This window comes from Kistimonas scapharcae (assembly GCF_039540975.1).
Classification (GTDB): Bacteria; Pseudomonadota; Gammaproteobacteria; order Pseudomonadales; family Endozoicomonadaceae; genus Kistimonas; species Kistimonas scapharcae.
In genome coordinates, this window is the sequence record NZ_BAABFL010000426.1 from 1 (window position 1) to 19,142 (window position 19,142).

A 19,142-nucleotide genomic window follows, 5' to 3' on the forward strand; every position below is an offset into this window, starting at 1 on the left:
GTTTTGTGCAAAAACTGTACTCTGTTGCCAAAAGTACGGCCAGCTTGCTCACATTCCCAAGGTTAAGCGGGATTTAAGGAATGAAAGCGGCGATAGAAAATAACAACGAAACCCAAAACAACACAAACCTGCGGTTTGCAGGCTTATGTCCTTCATTGCCTGACATCAAGATGCCCTTCCTGTGATCTTTGGTCGCATTGACGAGCCCTACGCTGCAGGACTGCGCAGACTATGAAAAGGTAATCTGCATTAAAGGACTCCAACGGCATCACCATCAATCTCAGAGATAGACTTTATCAATATCCATTAAGTCCGTTTTAATCAACCCAAAGCCTGCCATCACAGCTTGTACTCTCACTCCCCAAGACACGCTTAAATGCAGTGCCCCAATATTTAAAGCAGACTCTTTTCTCACTGTCTGGACCTGCAGGCTGCACAACCCTCGTACCGACACCTTCCCAACACCACCCCATGTTAAGAAATCCACAATTCGGCCCAATCCATTGCACATGGACAACAATCTTTTCCACCGGATTTTCATGCGCCGGCCAGGAAGGCACATAGACCGCATGCTCAAGACCAATTGCCTGTTCATGTGTATAAGTTTTGGTTTTTCCATTACGGTAATGAATCGTGAAAATCGATTTACCCACATAACCCGCTTCATTAAACGTATTGATATGGGTTGTGCCCCAGTTATAAATAGGCTTCGGAGGCTTCGGTAAAAAGTCACCACCGCCAGGATTGGGGTTCCCATTACCATTCCAGTTATCACCCGGATAGGTAATCTCAGGCTTGGCCCAGTCGGGGGTATCTGGATCCGGCTTCCATTTTGTCGGTATTGTTTCAAAGAACTCATACTCTACATCACGCCCTCTAGGGGCTGGGTTGACGTTTTGAGACCAGACCTTTACCCATGCGCCTTTATTTTTATCATATTGTTCAAGTTCAGCAGTGATCACATCAAAAGGGTGCTCTCCCCCTTCCATGACATAGTTTTCAAGCCCGTAGTATTGCTTCGCCCCATACTTGTTGACCTGTTCCCCTTGTTTAGTCGCACGGACATTGGCTCTTATGGCTCCATCGTGTTCATTCCCACCCTTGAATTTGATCACCACTTTGGTCTTGCCATAAGCCTTGATTACGTCAATTGAAGGCGTTGTTGGACCACCGGGAGTGGTAACAATCCCATGGTTCGATGCAGGAGGAACAGGCAATGCTGGAGGAATGTCAACCGTATTCTTGACACAGGCATCATCACACTCTTTCCAGTCCATCTGGTTATCAACGAGGTTGCCATATAGCGTAAATACTTTTTGAGACGCGCTGCCAGGAAAGGCTTCTCTTTTAAAATAAACGTTAACACGATAGGTGTCGGCGCTATCTTGTTGCGTTTCGGCTCGCTCAACATACTCCATATTGGCGTAGGTTCTATTAATCGGCCGTGGAAATTCACGCTTTGACGTGACATGCGCATCAATGCCCTGCCTGATTTCATAAGCCAAACGTGCCGCTTCCTGGATTTTCGCCTTATCAGTGAAATCCTGATAAGCGTACAAGGCATACGCAAGAATCACGGCTGCAATCAACACCGCAAATATGATTTCAACAAGGCTATAGCCTTTTGAGAAATTATTACTCTGTTTCACAACAGTGTTGCCTCCTCCATGAGACAAGGATCAGCCCAAAAGGCTACTAATTATTATCAATCTAGATTCTCATTCGGGAAAAAGTAAAGCTGCTGTGACAACGCCTTAACCTTAATGTACTAAAACAGGGTAAGGCGTTGCCTGAAAGGCCAAGGCCTAATGAGCAGCAGAACGACGCATTAACAGAACGACGGGCAGAAATCCCGCAATCACCAAGGTAAGGGCAGGTAGTGCGGCTCGTTCCCAATGCCCTTCTGAGGTCATCTCGTGGATACGAACAGCGAGAGTATCCCAGCCAAACGGACGCATCAGCAGCGTGGCCGGCATTTCTTTCAGGACATCCACAAACACCAGCAGTGCTGCCGTCAGTACACCGGGGGCCAACATAGGCAGGTAGACACGGCGAATCACCGTCAAAGAATCTGCGCCCAGTGTTTTAGCCGCTTCCTGCAGGGCTGGACGTATCTGGGCGATACTGCCGGACAAGGGTTCAAACGCAACCGCCAGAAAACGGATGCAATAGGCCAGCACCAATGCCATCCAGCTGCCAAGAAACACCTGCTGTACCGGTAGGCCCAAACTTTCCTGTAATGTTGCCACAAGGCCATGATCAAGCCAGCTGAACGCAGTCATCACTCCCACGGCCAACACCGAACCGGGTAATGCATAACCGGTTGTTGCAACTCTGACTGAACGCAACACACATCTATCAGGCTGCATTCTTCCGGCAAAGACCAGTAAAAGAGCCAGCACAACCGTGATGCCCGCAGCCGATGCGGCCAGTAACAACGTATTGAACGCCAGCTCCAGGTAACGTGCATTCAGATCCTGCAGTGCATTGGTGGCAATCCAGTAAAGCAGCTGGACTACGGGAATCACGAAGGCAAGCGAAAAAACCGTCAAACATAAACTACTTGCCAGCCAGGCCTTGGCGCCGGTCAGCCGGGTTCTTGAAAGTGGTTGTTGGCGCTCATGGCAGGTATAACGGGCACGTCCGCGACTCCAGCGCTCTGCGGCCAGCAGCAGAAAAATCAGCAATAACAGGAGAGAAGCCAGTTGTGCGGCGGCCTGCAGATTAAAAAAGCCGTACCAGGTCTTATAGATCGCGGTTGTCAGGGTGTCATAGTTGAACACAGACACCGCACCAAAATCGGCCATGGTTTCCATCAGGGCAAGTGCAACACCACCGGCAATGGCCGGACGCGCCATCGGCAACGTCACTCGAAAAAAGGCCTGCAAGGGCGACAATCCCAGCAGTCGTGCAGCTTCCAGCGTACTGCGGCCCTGCCGTAAAAACGCGGTACGAGCGAGCATATAAACATAAGGGTAAAACACCAGCACCAGCGTTGTGATCATCCCGCCAGCACCACGGATATCAACCCAGGTAAATCCGGGCACTACCGCACGGAGCCAACCCTGCAGCGGACCACTGAAATCAAACACTCCCAAATAGACGAATGCCAGCACATAAGCGGGAATGGCAAAAGGTAGAATCAGCGCCCAGTCCAACCACTTTCGACCAGGGAACTCACACAGTGTCACCAGTGCCGCCAACGCTACACCGAGCACTGTTACACCTACACCGACGCCCGCCACCAGTATCGCCGTATTCCCCAACAACCGGGCCAGCTGTGTTTCTATCAGGTGCTGCCAGATATCCACCTGGATATAGTGCCAGCTCAATAACAGCACGATCACCGGAATCGCTACACCGCCGGCAATCGCCAATGCCACAAGCCGCCAGCCCAACCAGCGATGCAGAATACCCCGAAACACAGAACGCCCGCCCCCAATGGGCGAGCGCGCAGGATCCGGAAGAGTGATGGCTCCGGAGGATAGCATCAGTTGTACTTGGCCCGATCCATCAGCTGGATGGCTTCAGACTGCAGACGACCCGCAGTTTCAACATTCAGGTTATCCTGCTTGAAATTGCCCCAGGCAGCGACTTCTGAAGACGGCTGCACATCGGCATTGGCCGGGTATTCCATATTGCTGTCTGCCAGGATGCGCTGGGCTTCCGGCGTGCTCATCCACTCCAGTAGCTTGGATGCAGCTTCCGGATGCTTGGCATAACGGGTGATGCCTGCGCCTGAAACATTCACATGCACGCCATTACTGCCCTGATTCGCCCAGAAAAGCTTCAGATTGGTATCTGGCTTCTGCTTCAGCAGGCGGCCAAAGTAATAGGTATTCACGATGGTGACATCACAAATGCCACTCGCAACCGCTTCCATGGCCTTGGTGTCATTGGAGAAGACCGGCATCGCCAGGTTATGCACCCAGCCCTTAACCACATTTTCACTGCCGGGTTCACCCAGGCGATCAATCATGGTGGCAACCAGTGACTGATTGTATACCTTCTTGGCCGTCCGTAAGCAGAGACGACCTTCCCACTTGGGATCCGCCAGATCCTCATAAGAAGAAAGCTGTTCGGGCTTTATACGATCGCTGGCATAGACCATGGTACGAGCACGAACGGACAAGCCATACCAGTTGTTGTCCGGATCCCGCAGGTGGGCAGGAATGTTCTTTTGCAGTGTTTCCGAGGTATAAGGCTGCAGAATGCCCTTCTCTTTGGCTTGCCAGAGGTTGCCGGCATCTACGGTAATCAACATATCCGCCGGGGTGGTCTTGCCTTCGGCTTCAAGGCGGGCGATCAGGGGGGCATCCTTATCGGTGATATAACGGATCTTGACGCCGGTCTTCTTGGTGTAAAGATCAAACAAAGGCTTGATCAGCTCCTCATTGCGTGAAGAGTAAACCACCAGTTCATCATCAGCCGCGGAAGCGAACGATGCAGAAAGACCCGCAAACAACGTGGTTGACGCGAATACAGCCGCCACCAACGTTTTTTTCAACCCCAATCTCATTGCAATCACCTTATTGTGTATCGATTACTGCATATTTTTGCGCAATGTTAATCATTATCATTTGTAACCTCAACAACAATCTGCCGGTTGCCAATAATAGCTCCCCTGCACAAGCAACGCGAACAAACTCCCATGATCAGGCTGTACGACTTACCCATGGGAGGTGTGGCTGGAAAATAGCAGGTAATATGTTGACCCGTTAAAGCATTATTGCGTAGGTTTGGACGGTTCTATTGGCATCATACTTTCCATACCCGGCATGGAGGGCATGGCTTCCATCCCCTGGGGCATCTGCTGCATCACCTGGTTGATAGATTCCTGGATCAGGGCAACCATTGTCCGGTGACCTTCATCAAAGCCCTGGTAAAACGCACGTTCTGCCTTGCTTTTCATGGCAGAAGGCTCAGTAATCGCCTGCCGGGAACCCGCTTTCGTCTCACCACTGAACATGACCTCCATGGCTGTGGGAATCGTCAGGGCAATGGCACGCCCTGACATATAGCCGTCAATATAGCGACCACGCAGAATGGCATTATTCGAAGCCCCTAAACCACTGTTTTTATAAGCAGCAGACGCTTCACACCAGCGATCCAGGTATTCATTGTCCGATTCGCCATCACAGGCGTAGCTGACCAGGCCCTGCGCCTCAACCACCGCCTGGTAACCTGCACGATAGCCGGCCTGTGCAACGGGCTGCCCGGAAAGGGACTGGGGATCACTGGCCATGGAGGCATCCTGTTGCCCCAGACCATAGGCATTAATAAACGCATCACGTTTCTGGTTATCATCCCTGGCAAACACCTGGCTGCGTTTCCAGGCATCCTGCCCCTTGCACCAGGCACGAGTCGCGGCAGAGGAATCCGTAGCATTATTGCAATCCGGCATTTTGGGAGGCACAGGCTTTTCAACAATAACCTCAACCACCTCACGTTCAACGGCGGGCTCATCTGGTACGGGCGACTGCCCGTCTTCCTCATTATTTCCACATCCCTGCAACATAACCGCCAGCAGTGCTGCACAGGACAAGGCCATCAGTGACGATCTGGCCATACTGCCACTTCCTCCGAAAGTCATTCGCCAATTCAACCCACATGAATAAGCACGGTCGGCCTACTATAGTCGATATTCAAAGGACAACAGAGCGACATAGCTCAACATTGACAACAACACTGGCAGCATTGAATAAACAAAGAAAATGGAGACTCGCGTAGCAAGTCGGCATGCCTTGCTACGGATCAGGGATTCATGACCTGCCGAATGATCTGCTCTTTCAATAAAGGAACCTGGTTCGTCAGCGAAAGACCGGTATTTCGCATCCAGCGCAACAACAGGTGATCACTGCCAAACAACTGCTGGAAGCCCTGCATAATGCCCATCACCGCCAGGTTATGCGGTTCACGATAACGCTGATAGCGCGCCAGCAATAGCGCATCGGCATAATCGCCACCGCGCTCACAGGCCCGGTGTATCTCCTCGGACAACTGCCGTGCATCCAGCAACCCGAGGTTTACGCCCTGTCCAGCCAGTGGATGGATGGTATGGGCGGCATCCCCCATCACAACGACCCGGCCCCGGTAATATTGCCGGGCATGACGCTGTCGAAGCGGCATGCAATACCGTTGGTCGGTTGATAATACCTGACCCAACCGGTGTTCAAACGCACGACCCAGCTTCTGGCAAAATGCATCATCCGTCAGCGTCATCATCTGTTGGGCCTGATCAGGCACCAACGACCAGACGATGGAACAGTAATGGGTTTCGCCATCACTGGGCAGAGGAAGAAACGCCAATGGGCCGGACGGCAGAAAGATCTGCCACGCGGTATCCTGATGATACTGCTCCGTCTGCACCGTCGTGACGATGGCGTGATGCTGGTAATCCCATTCGCGGGCCGGGATACCGGCCATTCGCCGAACCGGGGAATGTGCGCCATCGGCAGCAATCACCAGCCGGCTCTGCAGCTGACCACCAGACTGTGTATTTAATTGCACGCCATCATCAGCCTGACGCAGAGAAGCAATCTCCGTATTCCCCAGCAACGTGACATCGGTCTCCCTCAGGCACTTTAATAATGCGCCGGTTGTGACGCGGTTTTCGACAATATGACCCAGCGTGTCCAATCCCGCCTCGCTGGCCGTAAAACGAATATTGCCGGTTCCGTCGGCATCCCAGACGGCCATATCGGTATATGGTGAGACGCGGGCATCTCGCATCAACGGCCAGGCGCCTACTTCATCCAGCAATTGCCGGGACGATTCTGTCAATGCGCACACCCGCGGATCATATTGTCCCGAAACAGTTTCCACTTCGGACGCAAGTGAGCCGGCATCCACAAGCGCAATACGCAACGGTAAGTCTGACAGCGCCATGGCCATCGCCAGACCATTAATGCCGCCTCCAACAATCGTAATATCAAAGGATTGATTATCTGACAAAACAGCCTGACTCATGGACGCCCACCCAACCCCATGGCCTGTCTCGCGAACCACCCTTTCAGCGGCCCGCAAAGATCCAGCGCCACCAGCCCAACATTCCGTGCACCCTGCAGCCATTTTCCGGACAGTACGGACTGTTCACTGAACAACTTGACCACATAATCACTGAAATGGATGGTCTGGAATTGATCCTGTTTCTGCCGAGCCAGATACGTCTGTAATGTCGCTAACTCGCCAATACCGGCGCCGCTCTTCAATGCACTGGTAATCGTCTCCGACAAGGCAATGGCATCGCGTAATGCCAGGTTGAAGCCCTGCCCCGCCACCGGATGTAAACTATGGGCAGCATTGCCTAACACCACCAGCCCCGGGCGCACCTGTTCTGTTGCCAGCTTTAACGCCAGCGGGTAGCTGAAGCGCTGCCCCACCTTACGGAAACGGCCAACCCGGTAGCCGAAACGCTCCTGCAATTCATTCAGAAAGTCATCGTCGGTCAGTTCAAGCCGTTCTCGGGCCAGATCATCCGGCATTGTCCATACCAGCGCACACCGACCTTCCGGCAGCGGAAGCAACGCCATCGGTCCCTCGTCCGTAAAACGCTCGTAAGCCACCTGACCGTGATGCTGGTCCGGCGTGATACTCGTGATAATGGCGGTCTGATGGTAGTGGCTGACGGACTGTTCCAGCCCCATATCACGAGCCAGGGAGGAACGTCCACCATCGGCGAGTACAATCAGGGTTGCGGATACCGGATACGTTTTCCCATCACGATTCACTTCGAGTGTCGCGCCTTCTGGCGTTGGCTGTAGATGACGCACCTCGGCAGGACAAAGAAATTCAATTCCTTCCGTTTTCTGTATCTGCTCCAGCAACACTTTGCCGAGCCACTGGTTATCCACCACATAACCCAGCGCCGGCACTTCGTAATCGGCAGCATTCAGGCGAGTCATACCAAAGTGACCACGGTCAGACACATGAATATGGCGAATCGGCTCCACACGCTCAGCCAGAGAAGGCCAGATCCCCATGGCATCATAGATTTCCCGGGTACCCCAAGAGAGCGCCGAAGAACGGCCATCATAGCTGGGCTGATAATCCAGCTGCACGGGACGTAATGGCACCGCTTCAAACACCGCAATCCGGAAATCCGGGTTCGGCACCGATTGCCGGAGCGACAGAGCCAGGCTGGCGCCAACCATGCCGCCTCCGATAATCACCACATTATAATGTGTACTGCTATCCATGGTTTTCTCTGAACTGATTGGATGTGTTCTGGCCAACAGGTTTGGAGCATCAGGACCAATCCTGCCCTTTCATCAGGGCCTCAATAGCCTCAGGATCCTTTTCTGCAGCAGAGGTCAGGATCTCACAACCTTCCGCGGTCACAAGGACATTGTCTTCGATACGGATGCCGATACCACGCCACTTTTCCTCAACATCGGTGTTATCCGGTGCGATATAGAGACCCGGTTCAACCGTCAGCACCATACCCGGTTCGAACTTGCGCCACTCCCCGTTCACCTTGTGATTGCCCACATCGTGGACATCCATCCCCAGCCAATGCCCCGTGCCGTGCATATAAAATGGCCGGTAGGCTTCATCCTTGATCAGCTGATCCACATCGCCTGACAGTATGCCCAGATCAACCAATCCTTCGGTCAGTGTACGAATCGCGGCGTCGTGAAATGATGTCCAGGGATTCCCCGGACGAATGGTTGCAATCGCCTGTTCCTGGGCTTTTAGCACCAGTGAATACAGTGCCCGCTGTTCCGGTGAAAAAACACCATTGACCGGAAACGTCCGGGTGATGTCGGCGGCATAATTATCGAGTTCACAGCCGGCATCAATCAGGACCAGGTCCCCGTCACACATCTGCCGATCATTCTCGGTGTAATGGAGGATGCAGGCATTCTCTCCACTGCCAACGATCGAGTTGTACGCCGGCACCCGGGCACCATGATGAATAAATTCATGCTGCAGTTCGGCTTCCAGCTGGTATTCATACAAGCCCGGACGACATATCGTCATAGCCCGCCGATGAGCACCGGCACTGATAGCGCAGGCCTCACGCATGATTTCGAGTTCTGCGTCTGATTTGAACAGGCGCATTTCATGTACCAACACATCCAGACCAGACACCATCGACGGGGCAACAGCGCCGCGCCGTTCGCGAGCCTTGAGATTATTGACCCAACCATTGAGCCGACCATCAAAGTCTGGCAAAACACCCAGCGTAAAATAGATTGTCTGCCGACCATCCAGCAAGCCCGGCATGACCTGGTCCAACTCCCCAAAAGAAAACGCCTGATCCATACCATACTGCTGGACAGCGCCTTCCTGCCCAGCCCTTCGTCCATGCCAGGTTTCCATCAGGGGATCTCGATCACGGCAAAAGAGAATGCTTACACCGGCTTCACGCCCCGGTATCAGCACCAGAACCGCTTCAGGCTCATTAAATCCGGTCAGATAATAGAAATCGCTATCCTGCCGGTACAGATACTCGGAGTCACGGTTACGGATCTTCTCCGACGCTGCCGGCAGTATTGCAACACCGTCATTGCCAATTGCCTGCATCAGCTGTTGGCGTCGCTTGCCGTATTCTGTCATCGCCAATTTCTTCATGGTGTCCTGATCCGGTTTATACTCTGAGAATTGTCAGCGTCCGGTGCCTGCTGGTCACACTATCAGTGAAGTGAACCGCTGGTTGCACTCGCCTCGGCTTCGCTACATTCGCCAAACAGCATCAATGTCGCCATGCGCAAGTATTCACTGACTTCCAGAAAATCTTTTTCTGACGATTCAGAATCCTCCAGGTCATCAAATTGAACCTGGGCGATACTGGCAAAATCAGCCAAGATGCTGGCCGCCTCTTCTGACAAATCGTTCTGGCTGCGACCACTCAGGCCATAACCGCTGAGAAACCCCTGACACCACTGCCCTAGCGCCTGGGTACGCTGTTCGAGGGCTTCATCGTCATCTGGCAGCAGGGGCTGAAAGGAGTAGTCTTCAGATTGCAGCTTGGCCAGCGTCTCATCATACAGCTGTATCAGAACACTCTTTGCCGCAGTGTCCAGCACCTGGCTGACAGCCATATGCTCGGCAGCCGTGGACAGCCAGGCGCCATGAGCCGGACGCTGTCCCGCGCAATATTGTCCGCAGAGCAAACCGTGCAGTTCCGAGGGCGACTGATAAGATTGCAATTCAAGGAACAGGTTGCTCAGCCGATCAAAACTGACCGGCGCCAGACCTGAAGCATCAGTAGTCATGGGAGAATATCCGCCAATTCAAGATTGCCCCGAGTGTACCGCAAGGCGTCTGGGGGAGCGAGATTCATCCGGCAGAAAAAATAATGGTCAATTTGACCGGAATCAGGGCGACGATCTCTTGTTACCGTCAACACCAAAAGGATATAGTAAAACATTGATAATCCAAAGATTGTCTGACGGCCACATGGAACCCAAAGAACTGTCGATGCTGAGCAGAAAAGTCGATGAACTCATCGTACTCTGCAATCACCTGCGTCAGGAGAACCGTATCCTGCGAGCCAGCGAGCACGCCTGGAAGCAGGAACGCGCACAACTGATTGAAAGAAACGAGATGGCACGGACCAAGGTCGAAGCAATGATCGGCCGGTTACGGGCGCTTGAGCAGGAAACATGATATGAGCAATGAGCAGCTCACCACCACGGTCAATATCCTGGACAAGGATTACCGGATCAGCTGTACACCGGAAGAGCAGGAAGCCCTGAGTTCTGCAGCCCGCTACCTCGACAGCAAAATGCGTGAAATCCGGTCCTCCGGCAAGGTCATCGGTCTGGAACGTATTGCCGTCATGGCCGCCCTGAACATTGCCCATGACATGCTCATCGCCAACCGGGAAGCTAATGCACTCAAGGAAGATACCCAGCGGCACATCCAGATCCTGGTTGAACGGCTGGACGACGCCCTGCACGAGCATAACCAGCTCGAACTCTGATTGCGATTCGAACTAACAAAGGGCTGGTAACACCTGCCTGCCTGCCGATATAATCCTTCACAAGACTCCCTGGTCTGATCGCCAGTCATGAACTGTCCCTGAGGCGATAAATACCATCCTGGGGGCTCCTCGTGGATACCAGCGTGCAGGTTCACCTTGCAGTGAAAAGCCCAACGTATCTCAGCAGCCTCCACCTTGAAGCATGGCTTCAAGGGCTATACTGACAGCGTCAGCACCGGGGAGCCTTGTTTTACTCGCACGACCTTTTTTCATCGACATCAATCACTGCACATAATAACGGATTGCCAGCTAGGGAATGACGCCACAACAGCAGTTGCTTCAGAAAAAACAGCTCAGGCAAATCCTGCGAGAACGGCGCCGTCGATTGTCCGTTTCAGAACAACACCACGCCAGTCATCGCCTGAAAAAAATCCTGTGCCGACAGCATTGCTATCTGAAAAGTGAACGTATTGCACTTTACCTGACCAACGATGGCGAGATTGATCCCAAAGAGATTACCCAGAGAGCATGGCAACAGGGCAAGCAGTGCTTTCTTCCTGTCCTGAACCCACTAAAGCCGGGCTGGCTGCAGTTTTTACCCTGGACGCCCACCACCCGCATGAAAAAAAACCGGTTCGGTATTCCAGAGCCTGATGCGCGTTTCTATCAGCCCGTACCTGTCTGGTCACTGGATCTCGTCTTGTTACCATTGACCGGATTCGACCGAAAAAGTCATCGCATGGGTATGGGAGGCGGCTTCTATGACAGAACCTTTACCTTCATCAATACACCAGGCTGTATCAGGGCTCCACAACTGATCGGGCTTGCCCATGAATGCCAGCGGGTTGATCACCTGCCAATTAACAGCTGGGATATACCCCTCTCTGGCATTGCAAGCGACAGGCAGTTTTATACCACCCGCTGAATGTCAAATCAGCATCTGTGCGGTGGCCGTGGTGACCACACCAATGGCAAACAGAAAAATAATCGCTGCAACAGGGTCAAGTTTACGCCATGGAAACATGTTCATATCACTCTTGAATGACAGGCCAACTTCAATTCAGCATTGGATATGCACGAATAAAGCCATCCACTTAAACAGTGCAGATCATAGATAGACATTGCCATACATACTGTGACCTGCTGCAAGGTTTGTCCAATAAAGTAGCAAGCGGATAACCATTTTGCTCATTCTCTCGCAGTAACATTTTCTTTTATTAGCAGAAACGCAATTCCGTTCTAACATGCTCTATGAACAGACTACATAAAGGCTGCATTTTCTCCCCATTTTTTCAGGATTCAGTCATGTCAAAAACAATTGCCCTTTTAGCTATTACCGTCGTAATTAGCCTGACCGGATTTCAGATTAGCCACGCACAGGAACAATCGGGCACCGCCGAAACCTATACCCAGCAAATGGCGGGAGGCTGGTCACCCGTCAGCATTGACGAGCAGGTGATGAATGCCGCCTATTTTGCCGCCAATGCCATTCATGATGGTGAACTTCAAAATGTGCTCTCAGCCAAACAGCAGGTGGTTGCCGGCATGAACTACGCCATGGTGCTGGAAATGGATAACGGCCACCAATGGGAGGCCATTGTCTATCAAAATCTCGACAACGTTTACAGCCTTACCAGTAAAAAACGCCTGCATTAATTCACTGCCCGTTAAATTGCATTTTGGTGGTAGCGGTAAGGCTACCACCAACACAACTATGCGGATTACCGCACATATGAAAACTGAAAAATAAAAACACTTTTGTCTGCACAGTTTCCTAAGCTTGTCGTTGATTTATATCCCCACACCTCATAACGACATCTATCAGCTTCGGATACCGTGGAAATCCTGACAAATGCTCAATAAATTAATTCTGGTCACTTGCCTTGGCGCCATGCTGGAATATTTCGATTTCACCCTGGTGCTTTTGTTTGCCAACGACCTGGCCAAACTCTTTTTACCGGAAGCAGACCAGTCAGGCTTTCTCTGGATTATTGCCATACACACAGCCGGCTATTTTATTCGCCCACTGGGTGGCATTGCCTTCAGCCATTTTGGGGATCGTATCGGGCGGAAACGGTTATTTCGGATATCCATTCTAATCATGACCTTTGCCACACTGAGCATGGGCTTATTACCGACCTATGCAACGATCGGCTATCTGGCCACCGTTCTTCTGATCATTTTGCGCTCATTGCAAGGCATTTCAGTTGGAGGCGAATTTCCTGGCGCGGTTGTATTTGCAGCTGAGCACGTCCCTCACCATCTCAAAGGCCTGATCACATCTGCAATTGGCGCCTGCGGTCTTCTGGGTGTCATGCTGGCTTCAACCATCGGCATGCTGACCCATTCACTACTGTCCGAAGATGAACTGTACAACTGGGGATGGCGCCTCCCTTTTATTGCCGGAAGCATTCTGGGTGTCAGCGGCTACATTATGCGCCGAAGCCTGTCCGAAACGCCGCTATTTAGTCGACTCATTGCAGCAAAACAGGTGGTGAGCATCCCTCTGTTAACACTGTTTCAAACGCAGGGTAAAACACTTGCCATAGCCATGGGCATGAACATCGCCTCAGTCACCATGCTATCGATGTATACCTTCATGGTGCCTTATGCCACCCGACATCTGGGTATGCATCAAAGCAACGTGTATGAGATTATGACTGCCACCCTGCTTATGACAGCGATGCTGACATTGGTATTTGGCTGGCTATCCGATCGTGGCATTAACCGACGCTTGGCTCTTCTTATCAGCAATATTCTTTACCTGCTCGTCGCCTGGCCCGTATTCCTCCTATTATCAGATCACCAGTTATTCACGGTTGGCCTGCTAACACTACTGCCGACGGCACTCGCCTGTGGTAACGGCCTGGTGACTCTGGCCAACCTGTTCAACACCAATGTCCGCTATACCGGACTCGCCGTTTCCATGAACATCAGCATCTGCCTGATTGCCGGGAGTACACCGTATATTCTGGAAATACTCAGTGTTGATGGAAAACCCTTCGGTTTTCTGGTGATGATGTTAGTCAGTGCAGTGATTGGAATCATTGCCACCTGGCATCTACCAGAAACACGTGTGAATGATTACCAACTACGAAAGCAAACGACATAAACAGTGTCATTTAACGTTCAGTAAACGCCAGTTGCTTAGCCCGTAATACCGGTTTAAGGAGGTAAGTGATTAACGTTTTCTTGCCGGTCAGAATATCCACATTGGCCACCATACCTGGAATCAATGGCTTGTGATTATCGGCATCCCCCAGAAAATTCTGGTCGGTTCTTATACGTGCCAAATAATAATGTTCATTGTTTTCATCAATAATGGTATCCGCACTCAGATGCGTCAGAACACCAGCAATTCCCCCGTGAACAGTAAAATCGTAAGCAGTAAAACGAATGGTTGCCTTCTGCCCCGGATGCAGGAATGCAATATCCTGAGGCCTGATTTTGACTTCGACTTCAAGCGTGTCATCAACCGGAATCAGCTCCATCATTTTCATACCGGGTTGAACAACACCACCTTCTGTATTGACTTGTATTTGCTTCACCACGCCTTTCATCGGTGCGCGTACCTGGGTGCGTTCAACCTGGTCGCTGGTCGCTGTTTCCTTGGCTGATAACTCATGCAGCAGTGCGAGCGTTTCGTTCAGCTCTGTGCGAGCTTTATTCATAAAAACCAGTTCCGCTTCACGAATACGCTGCTGTGTTTCGGTCTGTTCGGCCAGAATACGAGCAAGATTTTCTTCAGCAATGCGCTGCTCTCCACGCGTATCACTGACTTGCCGCTCCAGTCTCAGAACCTCAACCCGGGAGACTGCGCCCTCTATTGCCAGATCCTGAGATAGCCCCAGCTCTTCACCCAATAAAGCATGACGCTTCTCCAACATAGCAATTTCAGCACGAGTTTCCGCCTGTTGCTTTTCCTGCTGAATCAATTGTTGCTGATAAATACCAAGAGAACTGGCAAGCTCCTGACGTCTAAACTGATACAGCTCCAGTTCGCTTTCCGCTAATTCAGGCACCAGCTCTTTTAACGACGCAGGCATAACGGGGTGACCACCTGCGACCTCAGCCTGCAGTCGGACCTTACGCGCCATAAGCGCGTACTGACTTGCTAACTGTCCCTGATGATTGGCAGCAAAACGGGTGTCATCCATGAGCATGAGCACCTGCCCCTGCTCAACCAGATCCCCCTCCTTCACCAGTATTTTCTCAACAATGCCGCCCTCCATATTCTGGACAGCCTGCACCTGACTGGACGGAATAACTTTACCCTCCCCACGGGTCACTTCATCCACTTCACACCAGGCAGCCCAGACAATAAATGCGATGATCAACAGCCCTATACTGATCAACAGCGGCCGACTGCCGCGGGTTATCAGCTGCACCTCAGCTTGACTGGGTTTCTGCCAATGCAACAGCTGCCTCTCACAAGTAGAATTCCCTGAAACCAATTGCTGCATATCAGACACTCTCCGTTGTTTCAGCTTTCGGTTTCATCTGACCTGCCAGAATTGTATGCGCCTCATCATTCACACGGACTGTACCCTCCTCAAGTACAATGATTCGATCCATACAATCCAGCAAACTGGCCTTATGGGTAACCAGAAACAGTGTCACTCCATCCAGCTGCATCAGGACCTGACGAAAACGTGCTTCAGCCTGCGCATCCATGGCGCTGGTCGGCTCATCCAGAATCAAAGCCCTGGGACTGGCCACCAGCGCCCTAGCCAGTCCGACAGCATGCGCCTGACCACCTGACAGATGACGTCCACCTTCACCCACCTGAAAATCGAGTCCGCCACTACCGGATTGCACCATCGCCATCAAGCCAACCTTGTTCATGGCTTCCAGAATGTCACTATCACTAATGCCTGGCCGGTGCATGGTAATGTTGTCGCGTAACGTACCATTGAACAGTTCAGCCTGTTGCCCGACATACCCTACCTGTCGGCGAAGCCAAGCAGGATCCAATTGTCGGATATCAATGCCATCCACCGCGACATGCCCTTTCGAGGGTTCCCATAATCCCATCAGCAACTGCAGCAACGTGCTTTTTCCCGACCCCATACGTCCAAGTATGGCCAGCCGGGTACCCGCAGGAATTGTCAGCGAAATATCACTCAACAAATCGGGAGTGTCGGGATAAGTGAACGACAGCTGGTTGATATGCCAGGTTCCACTAAACGATGCAGGACGTAACAGCTGACGATCTATCTGATATTCCTGGGGAAAATGCATCACTTCTCCGGTATGCGTCAGCGCTTGAATCGTTTTTTCATACTGATTCAATAAGCCGATGACCTGGGATACAGGTGCTGCACAACGACCGGAAATCATCATCATCGCAATTAAACCACCCATGGACAGATGCCCTGCACTGATCAGGTAAACGCCAGCAATGACCATGACGAGAGTATTCATCTGCAACAGGAACGTTGCCGTGTGAGTAGAAAGCGCCTGTAACTGCCTTATTCTCAGCGATGCATCAGCCACCGTCTGATTCAACGCACTCCAGCGCTGTTGATGCTGACGTTCGACATTACAGGATTTCACCGACATTAATCCCAGTAAACACTCCATCAGGAAATTCTGACGCTGTGCGGACATATCCTGTTGCTGTGCGATCACACGTTGCAAAGGCCAATTCAAGGCCCAGGCAATCCCCAGAGACACACTGATACACAGTAACGGTATCGCTACCAGCCAACCGCCCAGCCAAAAAATCAATCCGAGAAACAGGACAACAAAGGGCAAATCAATAAAGGCCATTACCGTAGCGGAGGTAATAAACGTACGAATGCTGTCAAATTCTGCCAGCCGATTCATTAAATAACCCGCACTATTAGGGCGAGCACTCAGCTTCAACCCCAACAATCGATCAATCAAGCGGGACGATAATGTGAGATCAATCTGCCGCCCCGCCAAATCAATATATCGAGTACGAATAAAACGAATCACCCCCTCAAACATAAACGCAATGAATACGCCGGTCGCCAGCATCCAAAGAGTTTCAAACGCCTGATTGGGCACGACCCGGTCGTAGACATTCATCACAAACAAGGGGGAAATCAGGGCCAGCAGGTTGACCAGGAAACTGGCCGCAAGTACATCTCGATACACACGCCAGTAAGGTACAACGACTTGCCAGAACCAGCGATGCGGATGACTGTCAGCCGTCGGTGTTGTCTCTTTTTTTGCCATGCTCGGGGAATCCATTCACGCCGATTTCAGCCATACCGCATAATGGCCGCAAAATAGTTCGTTATCCTTTGTCACGCATAACTGCAGCACTTCTGAAAAAGACGCTTCTTGTTACCTGATACTGAAAACACTGTTTATCGTTAATACGACAGTACACTTTTTACAGGGAAAGCCATAGTGCCTCAACCATTGAATCCACTAAGGATGAAACAGTATTCCAAAATCACAAGAGGGTGTTTTTTCTTAATGAACCTGGCGGACAAAGGTCCGCCAGAAGGCTCCGCTGACGGACTAACCGAGGAACTGCTGATAAGCGGGATTATCTGTCTCTTCCCAGAAATGGTAACCAATTTCTTCCAGGCATTCTGGTACCAGTGCACGTTCGCTCTCCGGCACCTGCATCCCAACCACAACCCTCCCATAAGCCGCGCCATGGTTACGGTAATGGAACAGGGAAATATTCCAGCGAGTCCCCAGACGCTCCAGAAAACGTAAAAGCGCACCCGGGCGCTCAGGAAATTCGAAGCGATAAACCACTTCGTTGGTCACTGATGGACAATGACCACCAACCATATGCCGGGTATGCAGCTTGGCCATTTCGTTATCGGTCAGATCCTGAACCGGATAGCCAGCTTCTATCATACTGTCGACCAGCGCCTGCCGGGTTTCCATCTCAGGATTCACCTGAACACCCACGAAAATCACAGCATCGCTGTCGTTATGGTAACGGTAATTGAATTCTGTGATATTGCGGCGCCCGATTGCATCACAAAACGTCTTGAAACTGCCGGGACGCTCAGGAATGGTCACAGCCAGAATCGCCTCGCGCTTTTCCCCCAGCTCCGCACGTTCGGATACATATCGCAACCGATCAAAGTTGATATTGGCACCACTGTCAATCGCGAGTAGTGTCTGACCACGGACGTTTGTCTGTTCCACGTATTTCTTCAGCCCCGCCAAACCGACGGCACCTGCCGGTTCTGCAACAGATCGTGTATCGTCAAAGATATCCTTGATAGCAGCACAAACCTCATCGGCACTGACGGTGATCACTTCATCCACACAACTCTGGCAAATACGGAATGTTTCCTCGCCAATCTGGGAAACGGCCACCCCATCGGCAAAGATACCAACTTGTGACAATACCACACGTTCTCCGGCTTCCAGAGCCGCCTTGAGGCAGGCAGACTCCTCATATTCAACCCCGATGATACGGACATCCGGCCGGACATACTTAACGTATGCAGCCACACCGGCAATCAAGCCACCGCCGCCTACAGGAACAAAGATCGCATCCAGCGGCTCCGGATGCTGGCGCAGAATCTCCATCCCGACAGTCCCCTGCCCGGCGATTGTGTCGACATCATCGTACGGGTGGATATAGGTGTAACCGTGTTCACGCACCAGTGCCATGGAATGTGCCAACGCCTGATCAAACGCATCGCCGTGGAGAATCACGTCAGCACCGCGGGCTCGAACCGCCCGTACCTTGATATCCGGTGTCGTCTGGGGCATGACAATCACGGCCTTGATCCCCAGTTGTTTCGCTGCCAGCGCCAGTCCCTGGGCATGGTTGCCCGCCGACGCAGCAATGACGCCGCGGGCTTTTTCATCCTCCGTCAGCTGGGACACCTTGTTATAGGCGCCACGAATCTTGAAGGAAAAGACCGGTTGCAGGTCTTCGCGCTTGATCAGCACCGTGTTATTGAGGCGCTCTGACAGGAACGGGGCAGGATCAATCGGCGTTTCCACCGCCACATCGTATACCCTGGCTTCGAGGATTTTTTTTATGTACTGATCCGGCATGGTTTCGCTTCTTGTACTTCTGATTGTGCCTGCATTGTAAGGAATTTAATGGCCAGGATACAGGGGAAACCTCTCCCTACAAGCTACCCAAACGCTTCCTATCAAAACAAACTGCACAAATAAGTGTTCCTGATTACCACTGTGGCTCAGCCAGCTTGAGAAGCCTTGCTGGCATGGGGCAGGTTCGCGCAGCCATGTAACC

General features: G+C 51.8%; 16 protein-coding genes and 1 other RNA gene. 6 read left to right on the forward strand and 11 right to left on the reverse strand.

All coding sequences use genetic code 11. The features are described 5' to 3' along the window. Positions 1-317: 317 nt before the first annotated feature. From ABD892_RS17030 to ABD892_RS17065, 8 genes are all read right to left on the reverse strand, one after another. Positions 318-1,649, reverse strand: a complete 1,332-nt coding sequence (locus ABD892_RS17030; protein ID WP_345197148.1) for a type IV pilin protein — start codon at positions 1,647-1,649, stop codon at positions 318-320. Positions 1,650-1,805: 156 nt separating this feature from the next. Continuing rightward, entirely contained in the window at positions 1,806-3,491 is a 1,686-nt protein-coding gene (locus ABD892_RS17035) for an ABC transporter permease (RefSeq protein WP_345197149.1), read from the reverse strand. Continuing rightward, positions 3,491-4,519, reverse strand: coding sequence for an extracellular solute-binding protein (locus ABD892_RS17040; protein ID WP_345197151.1), 1,029 nt, complete (start codon positions 4,517-4,519; stop codon positions 3,491-3,493). Before ABD892_RS17040 ends, ABD892_RS17035 begins: the two co-directional genes overlap by 1 nt. Positions 4,520-4,726: 207 nt before the next feature. Further along, the gene (locus ABD892_RS17045; RefSeq protein ID WP_345197152.1) at positions 4,727-5,569 is read right to left on the reverse strand and encodes a hypothetical protein; all 843 of its coding nucleotides are present in this window, start codon (positions 5,567-5,569) and stop codon (positions 4,727-4,729) included. 185 nt (positions 5,570-5,754) lie between these two features. Beyond that, positions 5,755-6,969: an FAD-dependent monooxygenase gene (locus tag ABD892_RS17050; RefSeq protein WP_345197154.1), complete on the reverse strand. Its 1,215-nt coding sequence runs from the start codon at positions 6,967-6,969 to the stop codon at positions 5,755-5,757. Then, positions 6,966-8,198 (reverse strand): 2-octaprenyl-6-methoxyphenyl hydroxylase, encoded by a 1,233-nt coding sequence (gene ubiH, locus ABD892_RS17055; RefSeq protein WP_345197155.1) that lies wholly within the window; start codon positions 8,196-8,198, stop codon positions 6,966-6,968. Before ubiH ends, ABD892_RS17050 begins: the two co-directional genes overlap by 4 nt. A 49-nt stretch (positions 8,199-8,247) precedes the next feature. Further along, positions 8,248-9,576, reverse strand: a complete 1,329-nt coding sequence (pepP, locus tag ABD892_RS17060) for a Xaa-Pro aminopeptidase (protein ID WP_345197157.1) — start codon at positions 9,574-9,576, stop codon at positions 8,248-8,250. A gap of 62 nt (positions 9,577-9,638) precedes the next feature. Beyond that, positions 9,639-10,220 (reverse strand): UPF0149 family protein, encoded by a 582-nt coding sequence (locus ABD892_RS17065; protein WP_345197159.1) that lies wholly within the window; start codon positions 10,218-10,220, stop codon positions 9,639-9,641. A 184-nt stretch (positions 10,221-10,404) separates the two neighbouring features. Between ABD892_RS17065 and ABD892_RS17070 the strand changes: the two genes are divergently transcribed. From ABD892_RS17070 to ABD892_RS17095, 6 genes are all read left to right on the forward strand, one after another. Beyond that, positions 10,405-10,614, forward strand: a complete 210-nt coding sequence (locus tag ABD892_RS17070) for a TIGR02449 family protein (RefSeq protein WP_345197160.1) — start codon at positions 10,405-10,407, stop codon at positions 10,612-10,614. A gap of 1 nt (position 10,615) precedes the next feature. After that, positions 10,616-10,930, forward strand: a complete 315-nt coding sequence (locus tag ABD892_RS17075) for a cell division protein ZapA (RefSeq protein ID WP_345197161.1) — start codon at positions 10,616-10,618, stop codon at positions 10,928-10,930. Between the two features lie 63 nt (positions 10,931-10,993). After that, positions 10,994-11,176: non-coding RNA, 6S RNA (gene ssrS, locus ABD892_RS17080), on the forward strand. Between the two features lie 70 nt (positions 11,177-11,246). Then, positions 11,247-11,855: a 5-formyltetrahydrofolate cyclo-ligase gene (locus ABD892_RS17085; protein WP_345197162.1), complete on the forward strand. Its 609-nt coding sequence runs from the start codon at positions 11,247-11,249 to the stop codon at positions 11,853-11,855. 380 nt (positions 11,856-12,235) lie between these two features. Then, positions 12,236-12,586 carry a cystatin domain-containing protein gene (locus tag ABD892_RS17090; RefSeq protein ID WP_345197163.1) on the forward strand — a complete coding sequence of 117 codons (351 nt, stop codon included), beginning with the start codon at positions 12,236-12,238 and terminating at the stop codon, positions 12,584-12,586. 196 nt (positions 12,587-12,782) lie between these two features. Beyond that, positions 12,783-14,042, forward strand: a complete 1,260-nt coding sequence (locus ABD892_RS17095) for an MFS transporter (RefSeq protein WP_345197164.1) — start codon at positions 12,783-12,785, stop codon at positions 14,040-14,042. Between the two features lie 10 nt (positions 14,043-14,052). On the opposite strand, the gene ABD892_RS17100 is transcribed toward ABD892_RS17095, so the two are convergent. From ABD892_RS17100 to ilvA, 3 genes are all read right to left on the reverse strand, one after another. Then, complete coding sequence (locus ABD892_RS17100; protein ID WP_345197165.1) at positions 14,053-15,318, reverse strand: HlyD family type I secretion periplasmic adaptor subunit; 1,266 nt, start codon at positions 15,316-15,318, stop codon at positions 14,053-14,055. Between the two features lie 76 nt (positions 15,319-15,394). After that, the gene (locus ABD892_RS17105; protein ID WP_345197167.1) at positions 15,395-17,134 is read right to left on the reverse strand and encodes a type I secretion system permease/ATPase; all 1,740 of its coding nucleotides are present in this window, start codon (positions 17,132-17,134) and stop codon (positions 15,395-15,397) included. A 291-nt stretch (positions 17,135-17,425) separates the two neighbouring features. Next, complete coding sequence (ilvA, locus tag ABD892_RS17110; protein WP_345197168.1) at positions 17,426-18,940, reverse strand: threonine ammonia-lyase, biosynthetic; 1,515 nt, start codon at positions 18,938-18,940, stop codon at positions 17,426-17,428. Positions 18,941-19,142: the final 202 nt, after the last annotated feature.

Bases quoted from the DNA above. Each gene is read 5' to 3' on its own strand.
- ABD892_RS17035 (WP_345197149.1), bottom strand. From the start codon at position 3,491: ATGCTATCCTCCGGAGCCATCACTCTTCCGGATCCTGCGCGCTCGCCC.
- ABD892_RS17040 (WP_345197151.1), bottom strand. From the start codon at position 4,519: ATGAGATTGGGGTTGAAAAAAACGTTGGTGGCGGCTGTATTCGCGTCA.
- ABD892_RS17045 (WP_345197152.1), bottom strand. From the start codon at position 5,569: ATGGCCAGATCGTCACTGATGGCCTTGTCCTGTGCAGCACTGCTGGCG.
- ABD892_RS17050 (WP_345197154.1), bottom strand. From the start codon at position 6,969: ATGAGTCAGGCTGTTTTGTCAGATAATCAATCCTTTGATATTACGATT.
- ubiH (WP_345197155.1), bottom strand. From the start codon at position 8,198: ATGGATAGCAGTACACATTATAATGTGGTGATTATCGGAGGCGGCATG.
- pepP (WP_345197157.1), bottom strand. From the start codon at position 9,576: ATGAAGAAATTGGCGATGACAGAATACGGCAAGCGACGCCAACAGCTG.
- ABD892_RS17065 (WP_345197159.1), bottom strand. From the start codon at position 10,220: ATGACTACTGATGCTTCAGGTCTGGCGCCGGTCAGTTTTGATCGGCTG.
- ABD892_RS17070 (WP_345197160.1), top strand. From the start codon at position 10,405: ATGGAACCCAAAGAACTGTCGATGCTGAGCAGAAAAGTCGATGAACTC.
- ABD892_RS17075 (WP_345197161.1), top strand. From the start codon at position 10,616: ATGAGCAATGAGCAGCTCACCACCACGGTCAATATCCTGGACAAGGAT.
- ABD892_RS17085 (WP_345197162.1), top strand. From the start codon at position 11,247: ATGACGCCACAACAGCAGTTGCTTCAGAAAAAACAGCTCAGGCAAATC.
- ABD892_RS17090 (WP_345197163.1), top strand. From the start codon at position 12,236: ATGTCAAAAACAATTGCCCTTTTAGCTATTACCGTCGTAATTAGCCTG.
- ABD892_RS17095 (WP_345197164.1), top strand. From the start codon at position 12,783: ATGCTCAATAAATTAATTCTGGTCACTTGCCTTGGCGCCATGCTGGAA.
- ABD892_RS17105 (WP_345197167.1), bottom strand. From the start codon at position 17,134: ATGGCAAAAAAAGAGACAACACCGACGGCTGACAGTCATCCGCATCGC.
- ilvA (WP_345197168.1), bottom strand. From the start codon at position 18,940: ATGCCGGATCAGTACATAAAAAAAATCCTCGAAGCCAGGGTATACGAT.